Origin of the sequence: Brachyspira hampsonii 30446, assembly GCF_000316195.1 — a bacterium.
Classification (GTDB): Bacteria; Spirochaetota; Brachyspiria; order Brachyspirales; family Brachyspiraceae; genus Brachyspira; species Brachyspira hampsonii_C.
The window spans coordinates 1,496,884-1,512,309 of the sequence record NZ_JH994111.1 but is presented as its reverse complement, the minus strand read 5'-3'; the positions used below and the strand labels follow the sequence as shown (position 1 = coordinate 1,512,309).

At 28.1% G+C, this 15,426-nt stretch carries 14 protein-coding genes; 7 read left to right on the top strand and 7 right to left on the bottom strand.

All coding sequences use genetic code 11. The annotated features are described in order from the left end of the window. The first annotated feature begins 86 nt into the window (after positions 1-86). Genes A966_RS11300 through A966_RS11285 form a run of 4 tightly spaced genes read left to right on the top strand, consistent with a single transcriptional unit; the run spans position 87 to position 5,061 of the window. Positions 87-1,001 (top strand): carbohydrate ABC transporter permease, encoded by a 915-nt coding sequence (locus A966_RS11300; protein WP_008725694.1) that lies wholly within the window; start codon positions 87-89, stop codon positions 999-1,001. An 18-nt stretch (positions 1,002-1,019) separates the two neighbouring features. Next, positions 1,020-1,856, top strand: coding sequence for a carbohydrate ABC transporter permease (locus A966_RS11295; RefSeq protein WP_008725692.1), 837 nt, complete (start codon positions 1,020-1,022; stop codon positions 1,854-1,856). A 21-nt stretch (positions 1,857-1,877) separates the two neighbouring features. Then, entirely contained in the window at positions 1,878-3,902 is a 2,025-nt protein-coding gene (locus A966_RS11290) for a DUF5107 domain-containing protein (protein WP_008725689.1), read from the top strand. A 43-nt stretch (positions 3,903-3,945) separates the two neighbouring features. Then, complete coding sequence (locus A966_RS11285) at positions 3,946-5,061, top strand: ABC transporter ATP-binding protein (protein WP_008725687.1); 1,116 nt, start codon at positions 3,946-3,948, stop codon at positions 5,059-5,061. A 69-nt stretch (positions 5,062-5,130) separates the two neighbouring features. Here A966_RS11285 and A966_RS11280 read toward each other — a convergent pair whose 3' ends face one another. Continuing rightward, positions 5,131-6,102, bottom strand: coding sequence for a tRNA dihydrouridine synthase (locus tag A966_RS11280; protein WP_008725685.1), 972 nt, complete (start codon positions 6,100-6,102; stop codon positions 5,131-5,133). 155 nt (positions 6,103-6,257) lie between these two features. Between A966_RS11280 and A966_RS11275 the strand changes: the two genes are divergently transcribed. Together A966_RS11275 and A966_RS11270 are read left to right on the top strand one after the other, a co-directional pair. Beyond that, positions 6,258-8,030 carry a GAF domain-containing SpoIIE family protein phosphatase gene (locus tag A966_RS11275; protein WP_008725683.1) on the top strand — a complete coding sequence of 591 codons (1,773 nt, stop codon included), beginning with the start codon at positions 6,258-6,260 and terminating at the stop codon, positions 8,028-8,030. Between the two features lie 61 nt (positions 8,031-8,091). After that, positions 8,092-9,570 (top strand): hypothetical protein, encoded by a 1,479-nt coding sequence (locus A966_RS11270; RefSeq protein WP_008725682.1) that lies wholly within the window; start codon positions 8,092-8,094, stop codon positions 9,568-9,570. 113 nt (positions 9,571-9,683) lie between these two features. Here A966_RS11270 and A966_RS11265 read toward each other — a convergent pair whose 3' ends face one another. From A966_RS11265 to A966_RS11240, 6 genes are all read right to left on the bottom strand, one after another. Continuing rightward, positions 9,684-10,127, bottom strand: a complete 444-nt coding sequence (locus A966_RS11265; RefSeq protein ID WP_008725680.1) for a (R)-mandelonitrile lyase — start codon at positions 10,125-10,127, stop codon at positions 9,684-9,686. A 30-nt stretch (positions 10,128-10,157) separates the two neighbouring features. Further along, positions 10,158-10,667, bottom strand: a complete 510-nt coding sequence (locus tag A966_RS11260; RefSeq protein ID WP_008725678.1) for a flavodoxin — start codon at positions 10,665-10,667, stop codon at positions 10,158-10,160. A 179-nt stretch (positions 10,668-10,846) separates the two neighbouring features. Then, positions 10,847-11,824: an aldo/keto reductase gene (locus A966_RS11255; RefSeq protein WP_008725676.1), complete on the bottom strand. Its 978-nt coding sequence runs from the start codon at positions 11,822-11,824 to the stop codon at positions 10,847-10,849. A 485-nt stretch (positions 11,825-12,309) separates the two neighbouring features. After that, positions 12,310-13,230: an aldo/keto reductase gene (locus tag A966_RS11250; RefSeq protein WP_008725674.1), complete on the bottom strand. Its 921-nt coding sequence runs from the start codon at positions 13,228-13,230 to the stop codon at positions 12,310-12,312. A gap of 323 nt (positions 13,231-13,553) precedes the next feature. After that, on the bottom strand, positions 13,554-14,024 hold the full coding sequence (locus A966_RS11245) for a cyclophilin-like fold protein (RefSeq protein WP_008725672.1): 471 nt from the start codon (positions 14,022-14,024) through the stop codon (positions 13,554-13,556). A 12-nt stretch (positions 14,025-14,036) separates the two neighbouring features. Beyond that, positions 14,037-14,429 carry a MerR family transcriptional regulator gene (locus A966_RS11240; RefSeq protein WP_008725670.1) on the bottom strand — a complete coding sequence of 131 codons (393 nt, stop codon included), beginning with the start codon at positions 14,427-14,429 and terminating at the stop codon, positions 14,037-14,039. Between the two features lie 267 nt (positions 14,430-14,696). Between A966_RS11240 and A966_RS11235 the strand changes: the two genes are divergently transcribed. Further along, positions 14,697-15,401 (top strand): beta-ketoacyl synthase chain length factor, encoded by a 705-nt coding sequence (locus A966_RS11235; protein WP_008725668.1) that lies wholly within the window; start codon positions 14,697-14,699, stop codon positions 15,399-15,401. Positions 15,402-15,426: the final 25 nt, after the last annotated feature.

The following is a 15,426-nucleotide window of genomic DNA, read 5'->3' as shown; positions in this document are numbered from 1 at the left end:
TTTCAATTTGTATTATATATGATGTGCTTCTAAATATTTTCTGTTTAGAAGTGCATCATAATGTTTAAAGTTTTTAGGAGTGTAGTATGTTAAAAAAAAGTAGATTACCAATGATAATACTGTTTTTAGCTCCAGCAGTTTTACTTTATCTGTTAATCTTTTTTTATCCTACTATAAAAACTGTTATAATGAGTTTTTTTAAGATGGATTCTATATCTGCAAAAATTTCAGAATGGGAGTTTGTTGGTTTAGGAAATTACGGCAACCTATTGAATAGTCAAGTATTTATGCAGTCTTTAAAAAATGTATTTTTTATATGGCTTATAGGCGGTATTATTATATTTTTCTTTGCAATTCTTTTTGCTGTAATTCTTACTTCAGGAGTAAAATTTAAATCATTTTATAGGTCTATTATATATTTGCCTAATGTTGTATCTGCAGTTGCTATGGCCACTATGTGGATACACTATGTTTATAATTCAAGATACGGACTTTTAAGAAATATATTCAGCTTTTTACATATAGAAAAATTGGCTGAATTTCAATGGACTTCCCCAGATAATGTTTTTATGGCTTTGGTTATAGCTTATTCTTTTGGTATGGTTGGTTACTTTATGCTTATATTTATGGCTGGTATAGAAAGAATTCCTTCAGATTTTTATGAGGCTGCTACTATAGACGGAGCAAATGCATTTCAGCAATTTTTCCAAATAACTTTGCCTCTTCTTTCTGATGTTATCAGAACTAATGTTGTTTTATGGACTATTAATGCAGTTGGTTTCTTTGTATGGTCTCAATTATTCTCGCCTTTAATTCCTGAGCCTGGTACTGTTACTCCTATGGTTTATATGTATCAAGAGGTGTTTGGGGCAAATAATAATGTAATTATAGATAGAAATGTAGGAAATGGTGCTGCTGTAGGAGTTGTACTTACTTTAATTATTGTTATATCTTTTGCTGTTACCAATATAGTATTTAAAGATAAGAAATTAGAGTTTTAATTTTGAAGGATTTATTTTATGAAAGATAAACATAAACAAATTAGATTGCTGCCCGGATATTTATTAGTATCTCTTTGGTGTGCTTTTACATTTTTAGTTATAGGCTGGATAATATTAGCTTCTTTTTCTACTACTCCTAATATATTCCAAAATACTTTATTTAAAGACGGACTTCACCCGGAAAATTATGTTAAAGCCTTAGTTACTCATAATGTAGCCAAATATTTTTTGAATTCTCTTATTTATACTATAATTTCATGTGTCGGTATAATAGTTGTATCAGCACCTGCCGCTTATATATTAGCTAGATTTCCATTTAGATTTAACAGTACTATACAAAAAATATTTGTAACAGCTTTAGGAATACCTGCTATTATGATTATTATGCCTCTTTTTGGTATAGTTACATCTCTTAAAATGACTAACTCAAGATTGGTATTGATATTTCTGTATATAGGAATTAATATACCATTTACAGTATTCTTTCTTATAACATTTTTTAAGAGTTTATCTTTCACATTTGAAGAAGCTGCTGCTATAGACGGATGCAGTCCTATGAAAACTTTTTGGATAATAATGCTTCCTTTAGCTCAGCCCGGAATAATAACAGTTACAATATTTAATTTTATTACCGTTTGGAATGAGTATTTTATGGCATTAATATTTGCTAATAGCAGTAATATGAGACCTCTTGCTGTTGGTTTATTCTCTATGATTCAGTCTATGAGGTATACAGGGGATTGGGCTGGTATGTTTGCTGCCGTTGTTATAGTATTTTTACCTACATTTATATTATATATAATACTTTCTGAAAAAATCATAGCTAATGTTACAGGCGGAGCAATAAAAGGTTAATATATATAAAAGGATATTTTAATGCAAATATATTCTTCTTATTTAGATATTGAGGGCAGTTTATTAAAAGGAGAGAATCCGCTTCCTATATTCAGAGATAGACAAAAAGATAAGCATATTATTAGCGATGGAACTTTAACCGAAGAGAGTATGGAAAATATTGGTTATGAAATAGGGCTTAGATTGCTTCCTTATAAACTTCAGGATAGATACGATAGAAATAAAACTAATATAAAATTAGATACTGTTGTAATAGAAAATGATAAAATTAAAGCCGTATTTTTATGCGGATATGGTGCAAGATTATATTCTATGGAGGATAAAGAAACAGGAAAAGATATTCTATTTAAAAATCCTGTTTTTCAGACTGCAAATTTAGCTACTAGGAATGCATGGTTTTCCGGAGGAATAGAATGGAATGTTTCTCAATTTGGGCATTCTTTACAAACTTGCGAGCCTTTATTTTTTGCAGTAGTTAAGGATAAAGATGATAAAGAATTTCTTAGAGTTTATGAATTTGAAAGAACTAAAAGAATATATTATCAAATGGATTTCAGACTTGTTGATTGTGATAAAAATTTATATGTTTATGTTAAAATAATTAATGATGATAATTATAAAAAACCTATGTATTGGTGGACTAATATAGCGGTAAAAGAAGAAAAGAATATCAGAGTATTTTCTTCAACAGATGATATAGTCTATATTTATCCTGATAGTGTTGGCTCTACAGAAAATTCTATTAAAAAATTTGGGGCTTCTAAACTTCCTACAACTCCTTTTGTAAAAGACGGCAGTTATCCTTTAAACTTTGAATATTCAAGTGAATATTTTTTTCAAACTGATAAAAAAACTATAAGTCCTTGGGAGGCTGCTGTTTATAATGACGGATTTGTATTTTTTGAAAGATCTACTAATAAATTAAGATATAGAAAAATGTTCTGCTGGGGTAATCTTAGAGGCGGAAGAAAATGGGAGAGATTTTTATCAAGAGGAAGTGAAGGGGAATATATTGAGCTTCAGGCAGGGATAATGCCTACTCAGGTTAATGGCTTTGATATGGATGCTGATAGCACAATAGAATTTGTTCAGGCATTTAGTTTTGATTATTTAAAAGATGATTATGATATCATATTTGCTGAAGATTATTCTAAAGCTAGAGAAAAAGTTGAATCTATAGTTAATAGAAATATGAATGAAAATCATTTGAATAATCTTATTAAAAAATATTCAGAAGAATCTGATTTGCCAATAAGTAATATATTAGCTTATGGAAAAGGTTGGGGAGCATTAGAAGATATGAGGAGAGAAAAGTATAATTTAAATAAATCTCCTAAATCTTTAAAATTTCCTAAAGATTCAATAAAAGAAGATTGTATGCTATGGCTTAATCTTTTGGAAAATGGATATTTAGATGAATTAGATAGTGAAGATACTCCTATTTCATATATGTTGGATTTTAAAGATTTATTGGAATCATGTGAGAATAAGAATGCTGCTGTACTTATTCATTTAGGTATTATTTATTATGAAAACTTTATGGAGGATAAAGCTTTAGAATTATGGTTGAAGTCTATAGATATAAAACCTACTGCTATAGCATATAGAAACATATCTGTATATTATAAAGATAAAAAAGATTACGAAAAATCATTATATTATATGGAGAAATCCATTAATATATTTGGAAATAAAGAAGCAGATGAGGCTTTTATAGTTGAATATTTTTATTTATTAGATTTATTGAAAAAATATAACAAAATAATTCAATTATATGAAAAATACGGATATTGTGAGAAAACTGCTGTATATGCGGCACGTTCTTATCTTGCTTTAGAACAGTATGAAAAACTTGAAAAGATATTTAGTATGGAGCAGATAACAATAAGAGAAGGTGAAAATTATATATTGGATGTTTATTTTGAATATATTGCAAAATTAAAATCGGAGAGAGAGGGTATCGAATTTAATAATGAGCTTATTAAAAAAGTAAGAAAGGATACTGAAGCACCTGAGAATTTAGATTTTAGAATGGTTAAAATTTAAAATAATTCTATAGTTTAATAACAAATAAAAAGGAAGTGAAATTATGTCTAGTATCAAATTTGAACATATAAGAAAAGTATATGATAATAATGTAGAAGTTGTTAAAGATTTTAGTTTGGATATAGCTGATAAAGAATTTGTGATTCTTGTCGGACCATCCGGATGCGGAAAGTCCACAACGCTTCGTATGATAGCAGGTCTTGAGGAGATAACAGATGGTAAATTGTATATAGGGGATAGATTAGTTAATGATGTAGCACCAAAAGACAGGGATATAGCAATGGTATTTCAGAATTATGCTTTATATCCGCATATGTCTGTATTTAAAAATATGGCTTTTGGTTTAGAACTTAGAAAAACACCTAAAGATGAAATTAAAAAAAGAGTTGAATGGGCAGCTAAAGTTCTTGATATAGCACATTTACTTGACAGGAAACCTAAAGCATTATCCGGCGGTCAGCGTCAAAGAGTTGCTTTGGGAAGAGCTATGGTGAGAAATCCGTCTGTATTTTTATTAGATGAGCCTTTATCCAACCTTGATGCTAAATTAAGAGTTCAGATGCGTACAGAATTGATTAAACTTCATAAACAGCTTCAGACTACATTTGTGTATGTTACGCATGACCAGGTAGAAGCTATGACTATGGGTACTAGAATTGTTGTTATGAAAGACGGAGATATTATGCAGGTTGATGATGCTAAGACTCTTTATAACAGCCCTAAAAATTTATTTGTTGCCGGATTCATTGGGGCACCTCAAATGAATTTTATAAATGCAAAACTTTCTAAGAAAGATGGAAAATGGTATGCTGCTTTTGACAGATATGAAATTGAATTGAATAATGAAAGAATTTCCAAGATAGATGATTCTTATAATGGAAAAGAAGTTGTACTTGGAATAAGACCTGAAAATATCACTTTATACAAAGATAAATCAGAAAGCAATTCTCAAAATTTAATACAAGCTATTATTGATGTTATTGAGATGATAGGTTCTGAAAGTTATTTGTATATGAATTTCGGAGATTTGCAAGTTACAATAAGAATCAATACAAGTGATGATTATGAAAGAGATCAGCGTGCATTTATGAATTTTGATTTAAATAAACTTCATATATTTGATAAAGATACGCAGAAAAATATTTTAATAGAACAGTAACAAAATAAATAATATAAAAATAAGTTCTTGCTGCTATAACAGGAACTTATTTTTTTATTTATTATAATATTATTCTATTATAATTTTATCTAATATTTTAAATAGCTCTTCTTTGCTTTCGCATTTCATAAGTTCTATTTTGTTTTCCATTTTGTATCCTGTTAGATATTTCATGACAAACTTACGCATAAAATGTATTCCGCTTACTTCTCCATAGAGTTCGCAGCAGCCGTTTATATGCTCTTTTATTATATTTTTTAATTTATCTTCTTCTTTTGTTTTGTATTCATTATTATCTTCAAATATAGTATTGAGTTCTGCAAATATCCAAGGATTTCCAATAGCACCGCGTCCTACCATTATTCCATCAACTTTAGAGATATTGAATGCTTTTATGGCATCTTCTTTATTTTTTATATCTCCATTTCCTATTAAGATATAATCTTTACCTAATGCCTCTTTAACTTTTGCTATAGCCTCCCAATCAGCACTTCCTCTGTACATATCGCTTGCATATCTTCCATGCAGTGCTAGAAAGCAAGCTCCGTTTTCTTTCATAGCTAAGGCTCTTTCTATTTCTCCGCCTTCACCTCTTTTTAGCCCCAATCTTATTTTTACGCTTACAGGCAGAGGAGATACGCTTTTTACAGCATTTAATATTGAAATCATCTTATCAGTATCTTCTAAAAGTCCTGCTCCGCCATTATTTTTTACTACTTTTTTTGTAGGGCAGCCCATATTTATATCTATAAAAGAAAAGCCTTTCAAATCTGTTATTTCTATAGCTCTTTTATAATCATCTTCATTTGCTCCAAATAACTGAAGCGATATAGGGTATTCATCTTCTTTATGCTCCATATATCTGTATGTCTTTTTTACCTGTCTTGCTAAGGCAGCCGCACTTACTAGCTCTGTTATTAAAAGTCCTGCTCCGAATCTTCTTGATAATCTTCTAAATACATAGTCTGTATATCCTGCCATAGGGGCTAGGAAGAATCTTGATGGTATATTCACACCTTCTATTAATATATTTTTTTTCATGTTTTCCTTGAATTAAAAGCATTAAAATTTTGATATAATATAAACAATTAACTGAAAAACTTCAAGAGTATAAAAAGATTAAATATATGTTGACTATAAAATACTCTATGATATAATAAAATTGTGTGTACTAACTAATATATTAGAGGTAATTCGTGGATATATATGATATAGTTGACGATCCGGAAAAACAGTTGGAAGTATTTTCCGGAATTATTAAAAGAATGAATTCAAGTAATGATCATGATGAAACTTTAATTACTATTATATCTGAAATCAAAACTATAATGTATACAGATTCTATACTATTATATTTAGTAGATCAGGAATTATATAATTTGCATTATGAAATGTCCATAGGACCTCTTGGAAGCAAATTTTTTGGAAATATAATAGATAGTGAGAAACCTTTGTCTGTTAGGGCATATACCACATCATGTTCATTATATTCTAATGATCCTCAGGAAGATTCTGCTTTTATACCTATGAAAGAAGTATTGGGAGAAGATCTTAAAAATATATTATTTGTACCTCTTAAAGTAAGAAAGAAAAATATAGGTTCTTTATTTTTAATCAATAAAAAGAATGGTAAGTTTATAGAGAAAGATACCGTTGTAATGTCATTATTTGCCAATCTTGTATCTTTAGCTTTAGTCAATAAAATGGTATATGACAGAGCACAGTCCAGAGCTTATGAGGTTGGTGCTTTGTATCAAATGTCTATATCTATTAATAAATGCGAAACTATAGAAGAAATACTTAATGATAATATAAGTATAGTTTGCGAGGCATTTGAAGCACATAGGGTATCTGTTATATTAAAAGAGAATGGAGTTTTCAAATTCAAGGCTGGAATTGGCATTGATGAAGATGTTCTTAAATACGGAGTTGTAACTGTAGATGATAATGTACTTTCAGAAGTTCTTCGCACAGGAAAACCTGTTTATTCTTTTAATGTGGATAAAGATATAAGATTCAGACCTAATAAAAATCTTAGATATACTAGAAATAGTTTTATGGTAGCTCCGATAATGGCTAAAGATGAAATAATAGGTTTTCTTTCAGCAACTGAGAGAAATATTGATAAGGCATATAATTTAAGTAATTTATCGCTATTAGAAATGCTTGCTCAGCAAATAGGTGAAAATTATATGCATATACTTTTGTCTGAGGAGTCTAAAATAAAAGAATCTCTTACAGAAGAAATTAATTTTACAGAGCAGCTTCAAAAAAGCGTACTTCCTAAAGAGTTTCCAAGCAATGGATTATTTGATATTGCTGCTGTGAGCATACCTAGTAAAAATGTTGGCGGAGATTTCTACGACTATATAAAGATAAGCGATACTAAATATGCTCTAGTTATAGCCGATGTATCAGGAAAAGGTTTGGGTGCTGGATTTTTTATGACTATGACTCGTTCTATACTTAGAGTGTATTTTTCTGAGATGGACGATCCTTCAAAAATATTGGAATTATCTAATAAACATATATATAAAGATTCTAATAATGGTATGTTTGTTACTTGTTTTTTGATTGTTATTGATACCGAAAATAAAACTCTTACATATTCCAATGCCGGACATTTAACTCAGTATTTACTAAAAAAATATGAAATTAGCACTTTAGACTCCATACTTGAAATGCATACGCATGGCAAGCCTCTTGGTTTTATTGAAAATGCTTCATATCAAAATAAGCAGATTTCTTATTCTAATGGAGATACTATTATCTTATATACTGATGGTATTACTGAAACTTTCAATAAAGATGAAGAAGAATACGGTGAAGAAAGACTCAAAAATATTCTTAAAAATGATTATGATAATGCTAAAGAATTAGTTGATGATATAGTTAATGAAACAATTTCGTTTAGAGATAAAACTCCTCAATTTGATGATATTACTCTTTTAGTTGCTAGATTATTGTAATATTGATATATTTCTTATTATATTATATTATATTATATTATATTTGTTATGGAGATATAGTATGAAAAAAATATTTTTATTAATTACAATAATGTCTTTAATTATAATTCAGTGCGGCAGTAAAACGGATAATCAAACTACTTCTAATAACAATGTTAATACAAATGAAGCAGTACAGTCAAATGAAACTATACCAGCAGAAAAAATATTATCAAAAGAAGATGCAGCATTTTTGGATAAGGTAAAAAATAAAATAATTATAAGCGGCAATGCTAAATACACTTTCAAAGATAACGGTGATATAGAGTATGTATTTGAGTATGGAAGTTATAGAGAGGATAAAAATTATATCTTTGAATCTTCAAAAGATGGAACTAATGCTTATTATTATGAACTTTATAATATACAGGATAAGTACGAAAAAGGACCAAGTAATATTGCTACAAATTATAAAGGCTTTTCAGTAAAAAACGGAATTCTTTATGAAGATAATTATCAAGGTTATGAAGGCGATCCCAATGAAACTATAATGAGTAAATGGGAAAAAGAAAATTATTATTCTAATTACTATTATAGAGAAGTAAAAGAAAATCCTAATTTTGATAATTTCCCTTATGATAATAAAGCAGATGTAACTTTTCAGAAATATAATCAAAGACTTGAAGGTATATTAATATCAAAATCAGACTACAGAACAGAAGAAGTAGGGGATATTAATACTTATAATTTTGACGGTATATATTCAAATAATAATTCTTCTATAGAATTAAAGAAAAATGATGACGGAACATTCTATTTTTATGCTATTAATATAACTACAGATGAAAACGGACAAACAGTAACTAATATTCAAAGTACAGATGTTAGTAAAATGGTATTACAAGAAAATCAGTATGTTGAACCTTATTGCGGTATAGGTTCTCAGACTTTAGATTATGAAGAGGTTGTAGGTGCTGATGGAGGTTATATTGTATCTATTCAACCTATAAGTGCTGATACTATTATGGTAACAGAGCCTAACGGAAGCTATGGATTTACTGGTATATATAAAAAATCTCCTGAAATAATAAATGCTGATGATAAAAGCACTAGAGAAAAAGCGTATTATAATGCTTGCAGATGGTATGCTGAAAATTACAGTGAATTAGATGATATTTTTAATAAAACTGTAGATTTTGATTTTGAGGGCGGCGGATATTATGAGATTAATATGGAAAATGTTTATCTATATATATCCAAATTTGAGAACTCAGGATATTTCTCTGACAATTATATTAAAAATTTAGAAAATAGTTTTGAAGAAATAAAAAAGCATTTGGAAGAAAATAAACAAAATGACGGAGCTGTTGAGGGTATGGAAGCAGACTGGTTTTTAGCTACTCAGGAAATTGATTATTATCTTAATATTATAACTAATGAAATGACGCTTAAAGATATAGTAAATTATGATGGAGATTCTCTATGCATAAGTAATGAGGCAGGAGAGGCTGTAATTTTACAAGTAAAAAAATATGGTGATGAATGGCTAATTGAAAAGTAAATATAGTATAGAAACTTTATTTACTATAAGTGTATAGTAAATTTTATTATGAGTGTCTTATTTATAAAAGGCACTCATATTTTTTATAAGTTTTGTGCAGTTAATTAAATAAATTATTTCTTTTTATAAGCATTATACTCTTCATCGCTAACATGTTCTAACCAAGTAACATTATTACCGTCTTTATCACCTGTTATTGCAATGTGCTTCATTCTGCAGTCTGGAGATGCTCCATGCCAATGTTTTTTATATTTAGGGCAGTAAAGTGCTTCTCCCTCATGAAACTCTAAAATCTCTCCGCCTTCTTCCTGAGTAAGTCCTATGCCTTCAACTACTATTAAATGTTGACCGCATGGGTGAGTATGCCATGCACTTCTTGCCCCTGCCTCAAATGTTACATAGGCTACAGAGAAATGAGAATCTTCATTAGCATCTGTCAATAATTCTACTTCAACATCGCCTGTAAAACATTCTTTTGAGCCTTTGAATTTTTTTCCTTCTCCTTTTTTTATAAATATTGTTTTTTCTGGTGCTTTTTGGTATTCATAATCTGACATTTTATTTATCCTTTATTTTTATTTAATTTTTTATTTTACATTTATTTTTATATCTTTAATCCATTTTTTTATTTCGTTTTCTGAATTATTTATACTGCTTGTACTTCCGTATACGCTTAATATTTTTCCAACCTGTTTTGATTTAGTCAATTTTTCTATATCTGTTCTTATTATACCAGCTCCGCCTCCGCCATGTGTACAGAAAGGCATAATAATTTTATTAGAAAAGTCAAAACTGCTTATAAAAGAAGCTACAGGAGATGCTATAGTATTCCACCAATTAGGGCTTCCTATAAATATAACATCATAATCCTCTATGCTTCCAATATTATTTTTTAATTTTGGTTTATGATTATTTTTTATATCTCTTTTGGCTTCGTCCAATACTTTATTATAGTTTGATGAGTATTGTTTTTCTGGCTCAGTATAAAAGAAGTCTGTTTTTACATTTTGAAATTCTGATTTTAAAACTTTTCCTATAAGCTCAGCAAGTTTTTTAGTATTTGCTGAATGAGAATAATATGCTATTAATATTTTCATAATTGCTCCTATTATTATTAATAAAAATTGTTCGCCTCAAGCATCTGCTAAATAAATTTAGCAGACGCTCACAATTTTTATAGTTGTTGCTAATAAAAATTTTTGGCTTAAAGGCTCTTAAAATACACCAAAAATTTTTATATTTACTCTTATAAATAAACTTGTTTTTAATTAGTTCTTCATTTTCCTACTATCTCTAAATGCTCCTTTGGATATCTGTCTCCATATATTTTTATGCTTGAAATAGCTTTATTAATATCTTCTAATTCCTCTTTGCTAAACTCTATATTAACAGAAGCTATATTCTCCCTTAATCTCTCTATTTTTCTTGTTCCGAATATTGGTACTATAAATGGTTTTTGATGCACCACCCAAGCTAATGCTATTTGAGATTTTGTTACATTTTTTCTTCTAGCTATATCTTCCAAAACTTCAACTAAACTATAATTATCTTTTATATTTTCTTTTTGAAATCTAGGAATAGAGCTTCTAAAATCATTATTTGAGAAGTCAGAAGCATTATTAAATCTTCCTGTTAAAAATCCTTTACCCAAAGGTGAGAAAGGTACAAAACCAATATTTAATTTTTCTAATAATGGTATAAGTTCATTTTCTGGCTCTCTCCACATTATAGAATATTCGCTTTGTATGGCTGTCAATTTGCATACTTCATCAGCTTTTTTTATAGTATTAACACCTGCTTCAGAAATACCCCAATGCTTTATTTTACCTTCTTTTATTAGATCTTTCATTGTATCGGCTGCTTCTTCTATTGGAGTATTAGGGTCAACTCTATGAATATAGTACAAATCAATACAGTCTGTTTTAAGTCTTTTTAATGAACCTTCCAATGATTTTATTATAGTTTCTCTTTTAGCACTAAGTACAGGTTTGCCGTTTACAGTTTTTATTCCGCATTTTGTAGCTATTACAACTTTATCTCTATATTTTTCTAATGCCTCTCCTACAACCTCCTCATTTTTGTATGGACCGTACGCCTCTGCCGTATCAAAGAAATTAATACCCAATTCTATAGCCTCATGTATAACGGATATTAATTCTCTTTTGTCATAATGCTCATCATACATGACACCGTATCCTATACAGCCTAAACCTATTTCTGATACTTCTAAATTACCTAATTTTCTTTTTTGCATAATTGCTCCTATTGTTACTAATAAAAATTGTTCGCTCGCTTTGCGTGCCTTTGGCAAAGTATCTGCCAAATAAATTTGTCAGATGCTCACAATTTTTATATTTGTTGCTAATAAAAATTTATGGCTTAAAGGCTCTTAAAAGGCGCCCGAAATTTTTATATTTGTTGCTATCAATAAACTCGCTTAAAATTTCTAGAAGCTCGTTTATTTCATTGTTGCTAATAAAAATTGTTCGCTCGCTTTGCGTGCCTTTGGCAAAGTATCTGCCAAATAAATTTAGCAGATGCTCGCAATTTTTATAGTTGTTGCTAATAAAAAATTATGGATTAAAGGCTCTTAAAAGACACCCTAAATTTTATATTTGCTGCTGTCAATAAACTCACCTAAAAATTAACTATTAACCAAAACCCTCTATATACTTTTTTATTTGCTTAAAAAATATGTACTTTAAAAACTCTATATATAAATCACATATCAATTAATTTTTAATACCAATCATGTTTTTCATTGCGGTTTAATTCTGATATTTTTTTCATATCATCATCACTTAATTCAAAATCATATATTTCTGTATTTTCTATTATATGATCTCTATTACTAGAACCCGGTATTACAATTACTTCTCTTTGCAAATTCCATCTTAATATAATTTGTGCAACAGACTTTTTATATTTTTGAGCAATGTCTTTTAATACTTTATCATTTAAAAGTTCTCTTTGATGTTCTCTTCCTCCCAAAGGATACCAGCCTTGAACTGCTATTCCCAAACTTTGAATATACTCTATAACATCAGTATCCTGATAATAAGGGTGTATTTCATTCTGAACCAAAGCAGGCATTATACTTATTTTAGGAAGAAACTCTTTTAATTCTTTTATGTACCAATTAGAAAGTCCTATAGAGCGAATCTTTCCTTCTCTTACTGCTTTCTCTATAGCCTTGTATGCTTCAACATCATTTTGTCCTGGGTGATGAAGAAGCATCATGTCAATATATTCAATATCTAACTTTTTTAATGCCTCATTTATAGCATTTTCTGCATCGCTGTATTGATTAGGATATAATTTTGTAATAATAAAAATGTCTTTTCTATCAACCTTTGAATCTCTTATAGCTCTTCCTACTTCTTCTTCATTTCTGTATATATAGGCAGTATCAATTAATCTAACTCCATTTTGTAAAGCGAAAAGTATAGAATTGTAGCATTCATCATTTAATAGACTGTATGTACCTATTCCGTTTAATGGTATTTCGTATCCGCTGTTTAATTTTGCTATTTTTGTATTAAAATTAAAAACTACTTTATTGTTTTCCATATTAGTATTTGCCTCTGCTTTTTTATTTAATAAAAATATTGTGATAATTAAAATGAAAGTAAATAAAAAACTAAAAAATATTTTTTTCATCATTTATCCTTTTTATTAATTTATAAACTATACACCTATAATGCATTACAATATTTGTTTATTTCTTATGGAAGAAATTTATAATTAAATTACAAACTATCAAATTTTATAATTGCATAAATATTTTACAGTTTCAATATCAGTATGCGATAAAAATAAACTCTTTTTTGTATCGAGCTTTGATATTTCATTCATATCATTATTATCTAATTCAAAATCAAACAATTAAAGTTTTTATTGTTAACTACTTTTTATTTATCAATTATTTTCAAATTATAGCATTAGAGTTCACTCCAATGTCAATAGCTATTTTTATAATTTTTTTAATTTTCACTAGAGGCACTAAAAATTATTTCTACGCTTCCTCTTCCAAGTGCTTCTTTTAAACCTTTGGTATTTTCTATATATCCAAGTCTCGTATAACTGTATGAAGTTCTAAAACTTTCATAAAATAATACTATGCAGTTATTACCATATAGTAAAAAATCGCCTGTTTTTATACTGCCTATATTTTCAGTTTTAGTTGTGAGATTTTTACTTAAATTATAATATTTTTCATTGCTGTTTAAATCGTTCATATTAACAGTTAAAGGAAGAAGAGCTAAAAAATCTTTCGCTGTTTGATTATCATATAATTTTAATTTGTATTCTTTATCTTTTATTTTTACATTAATTGAAGTATTTAAAGTATTTAAATTTTCCATAGTTGTATTATCTCCGTAAACTGAATTGCATGCTATAGATGACATAATAGAAAAAATTAATAAACTTAAAAAATATTTTTTTATTTTCATAAATATTTATCCTTAATCATTATTTTTAGATTTAAGCATATCTTTTTCATGAACTGACATTTGATGTCCATAATTTTCTATTTTTTTATTTAGTTTATCTAAAGTAGCCTGAAGTTCATTTAATTTTTCCTGCATAGCATCTCTTTGACTTACTAAAAGCTGTTTTCTAGCCTCCAATGTAGCATCGCCTTTATTATAGAGCTTAATATATTCTATTATCGATTCTATAGACATACCAGAATTTCTCATACATTTTGAAAACTCTATCCAGCCCAAATCATAATCAGTATAATTTCTTATTCCGCTTTCACTTCTTTCTACTTCTGGTATTATTCCTATTCTTTCATAATACCTTAAAGCATCAGCAGATAACTCAGTTTTTTTGCTAACTTCTGCTATTGTCATGTATTAATTACCTCCTTTATTTTTCTATATTATAGCATTAGAGTGCACTCCAATGTCAATATTGTTTTTATAATTATTTAGTTTAATTTATTATATAATTATATCAAATACTTATATATTATGATTGTCTATAACTATAAAGTATTATATTTTATAGTCTGTTTTTTGTTATATTGATTTATTAAGTAAGTATATTATAGTTGACTTTATAGGATAATTTTGTATAATAAAAAAAAGTGAAATTATAATTTTTGTTTTAGGAAGTTTATGCTGGATTTAAGTTTTAGAGTGTTGGATTGGGATTTTTTTGCTCCTAATATGGATAAAAAAATTATATTGGAAAATATAAATAATGATATAAAAATTACTTATGGAGATTCTAATCCTGAATTGGATTTCATACCAAAAGCTCAAAAAAGAAGATTAAGCCAAATAACTAAATTTTCTTTTGAATCAGTTAAAAATATTTTAAATGCAAATGATCAGATACCATTTTTTTTTGTATCTAAATACGGAGAAATAAAACAGCAGTATAATATGTCAAAAAAGATAGTTACAGAACATGAGGTATCTCCTGCACTTTTTAGTTTTTCTGTTTTTAACACAGCAGTAGCACAGCTTACTATTTTTTATAAAAATTATAAAAGAGCTATTGCAGTTACATGCTACAATAATTTTATAGATACAGCTCTTATACAGGCCATTGCTTTCTTAAAAACTTCTGATGATGATAAAGCTCTTATATTAATAGCCGATGAAAAATTACCAGAGAGTTATGAAGAGATATCTGCAGATGGTAATTATTCATTTGCATTTTCCTGTCTTATTTCTAAAAAAGATCCAAATATCTATATTGATTCAATTGACAGCGATGCAGATAAAGATGAAAATTCAATTATAGATTTTATTAAATTTATATCAACTGATACTTCCGATTTAGAATTAGGAAAAATAAAATTAATAAAAAAATAATATATTTTATTGATAGATTTATGTG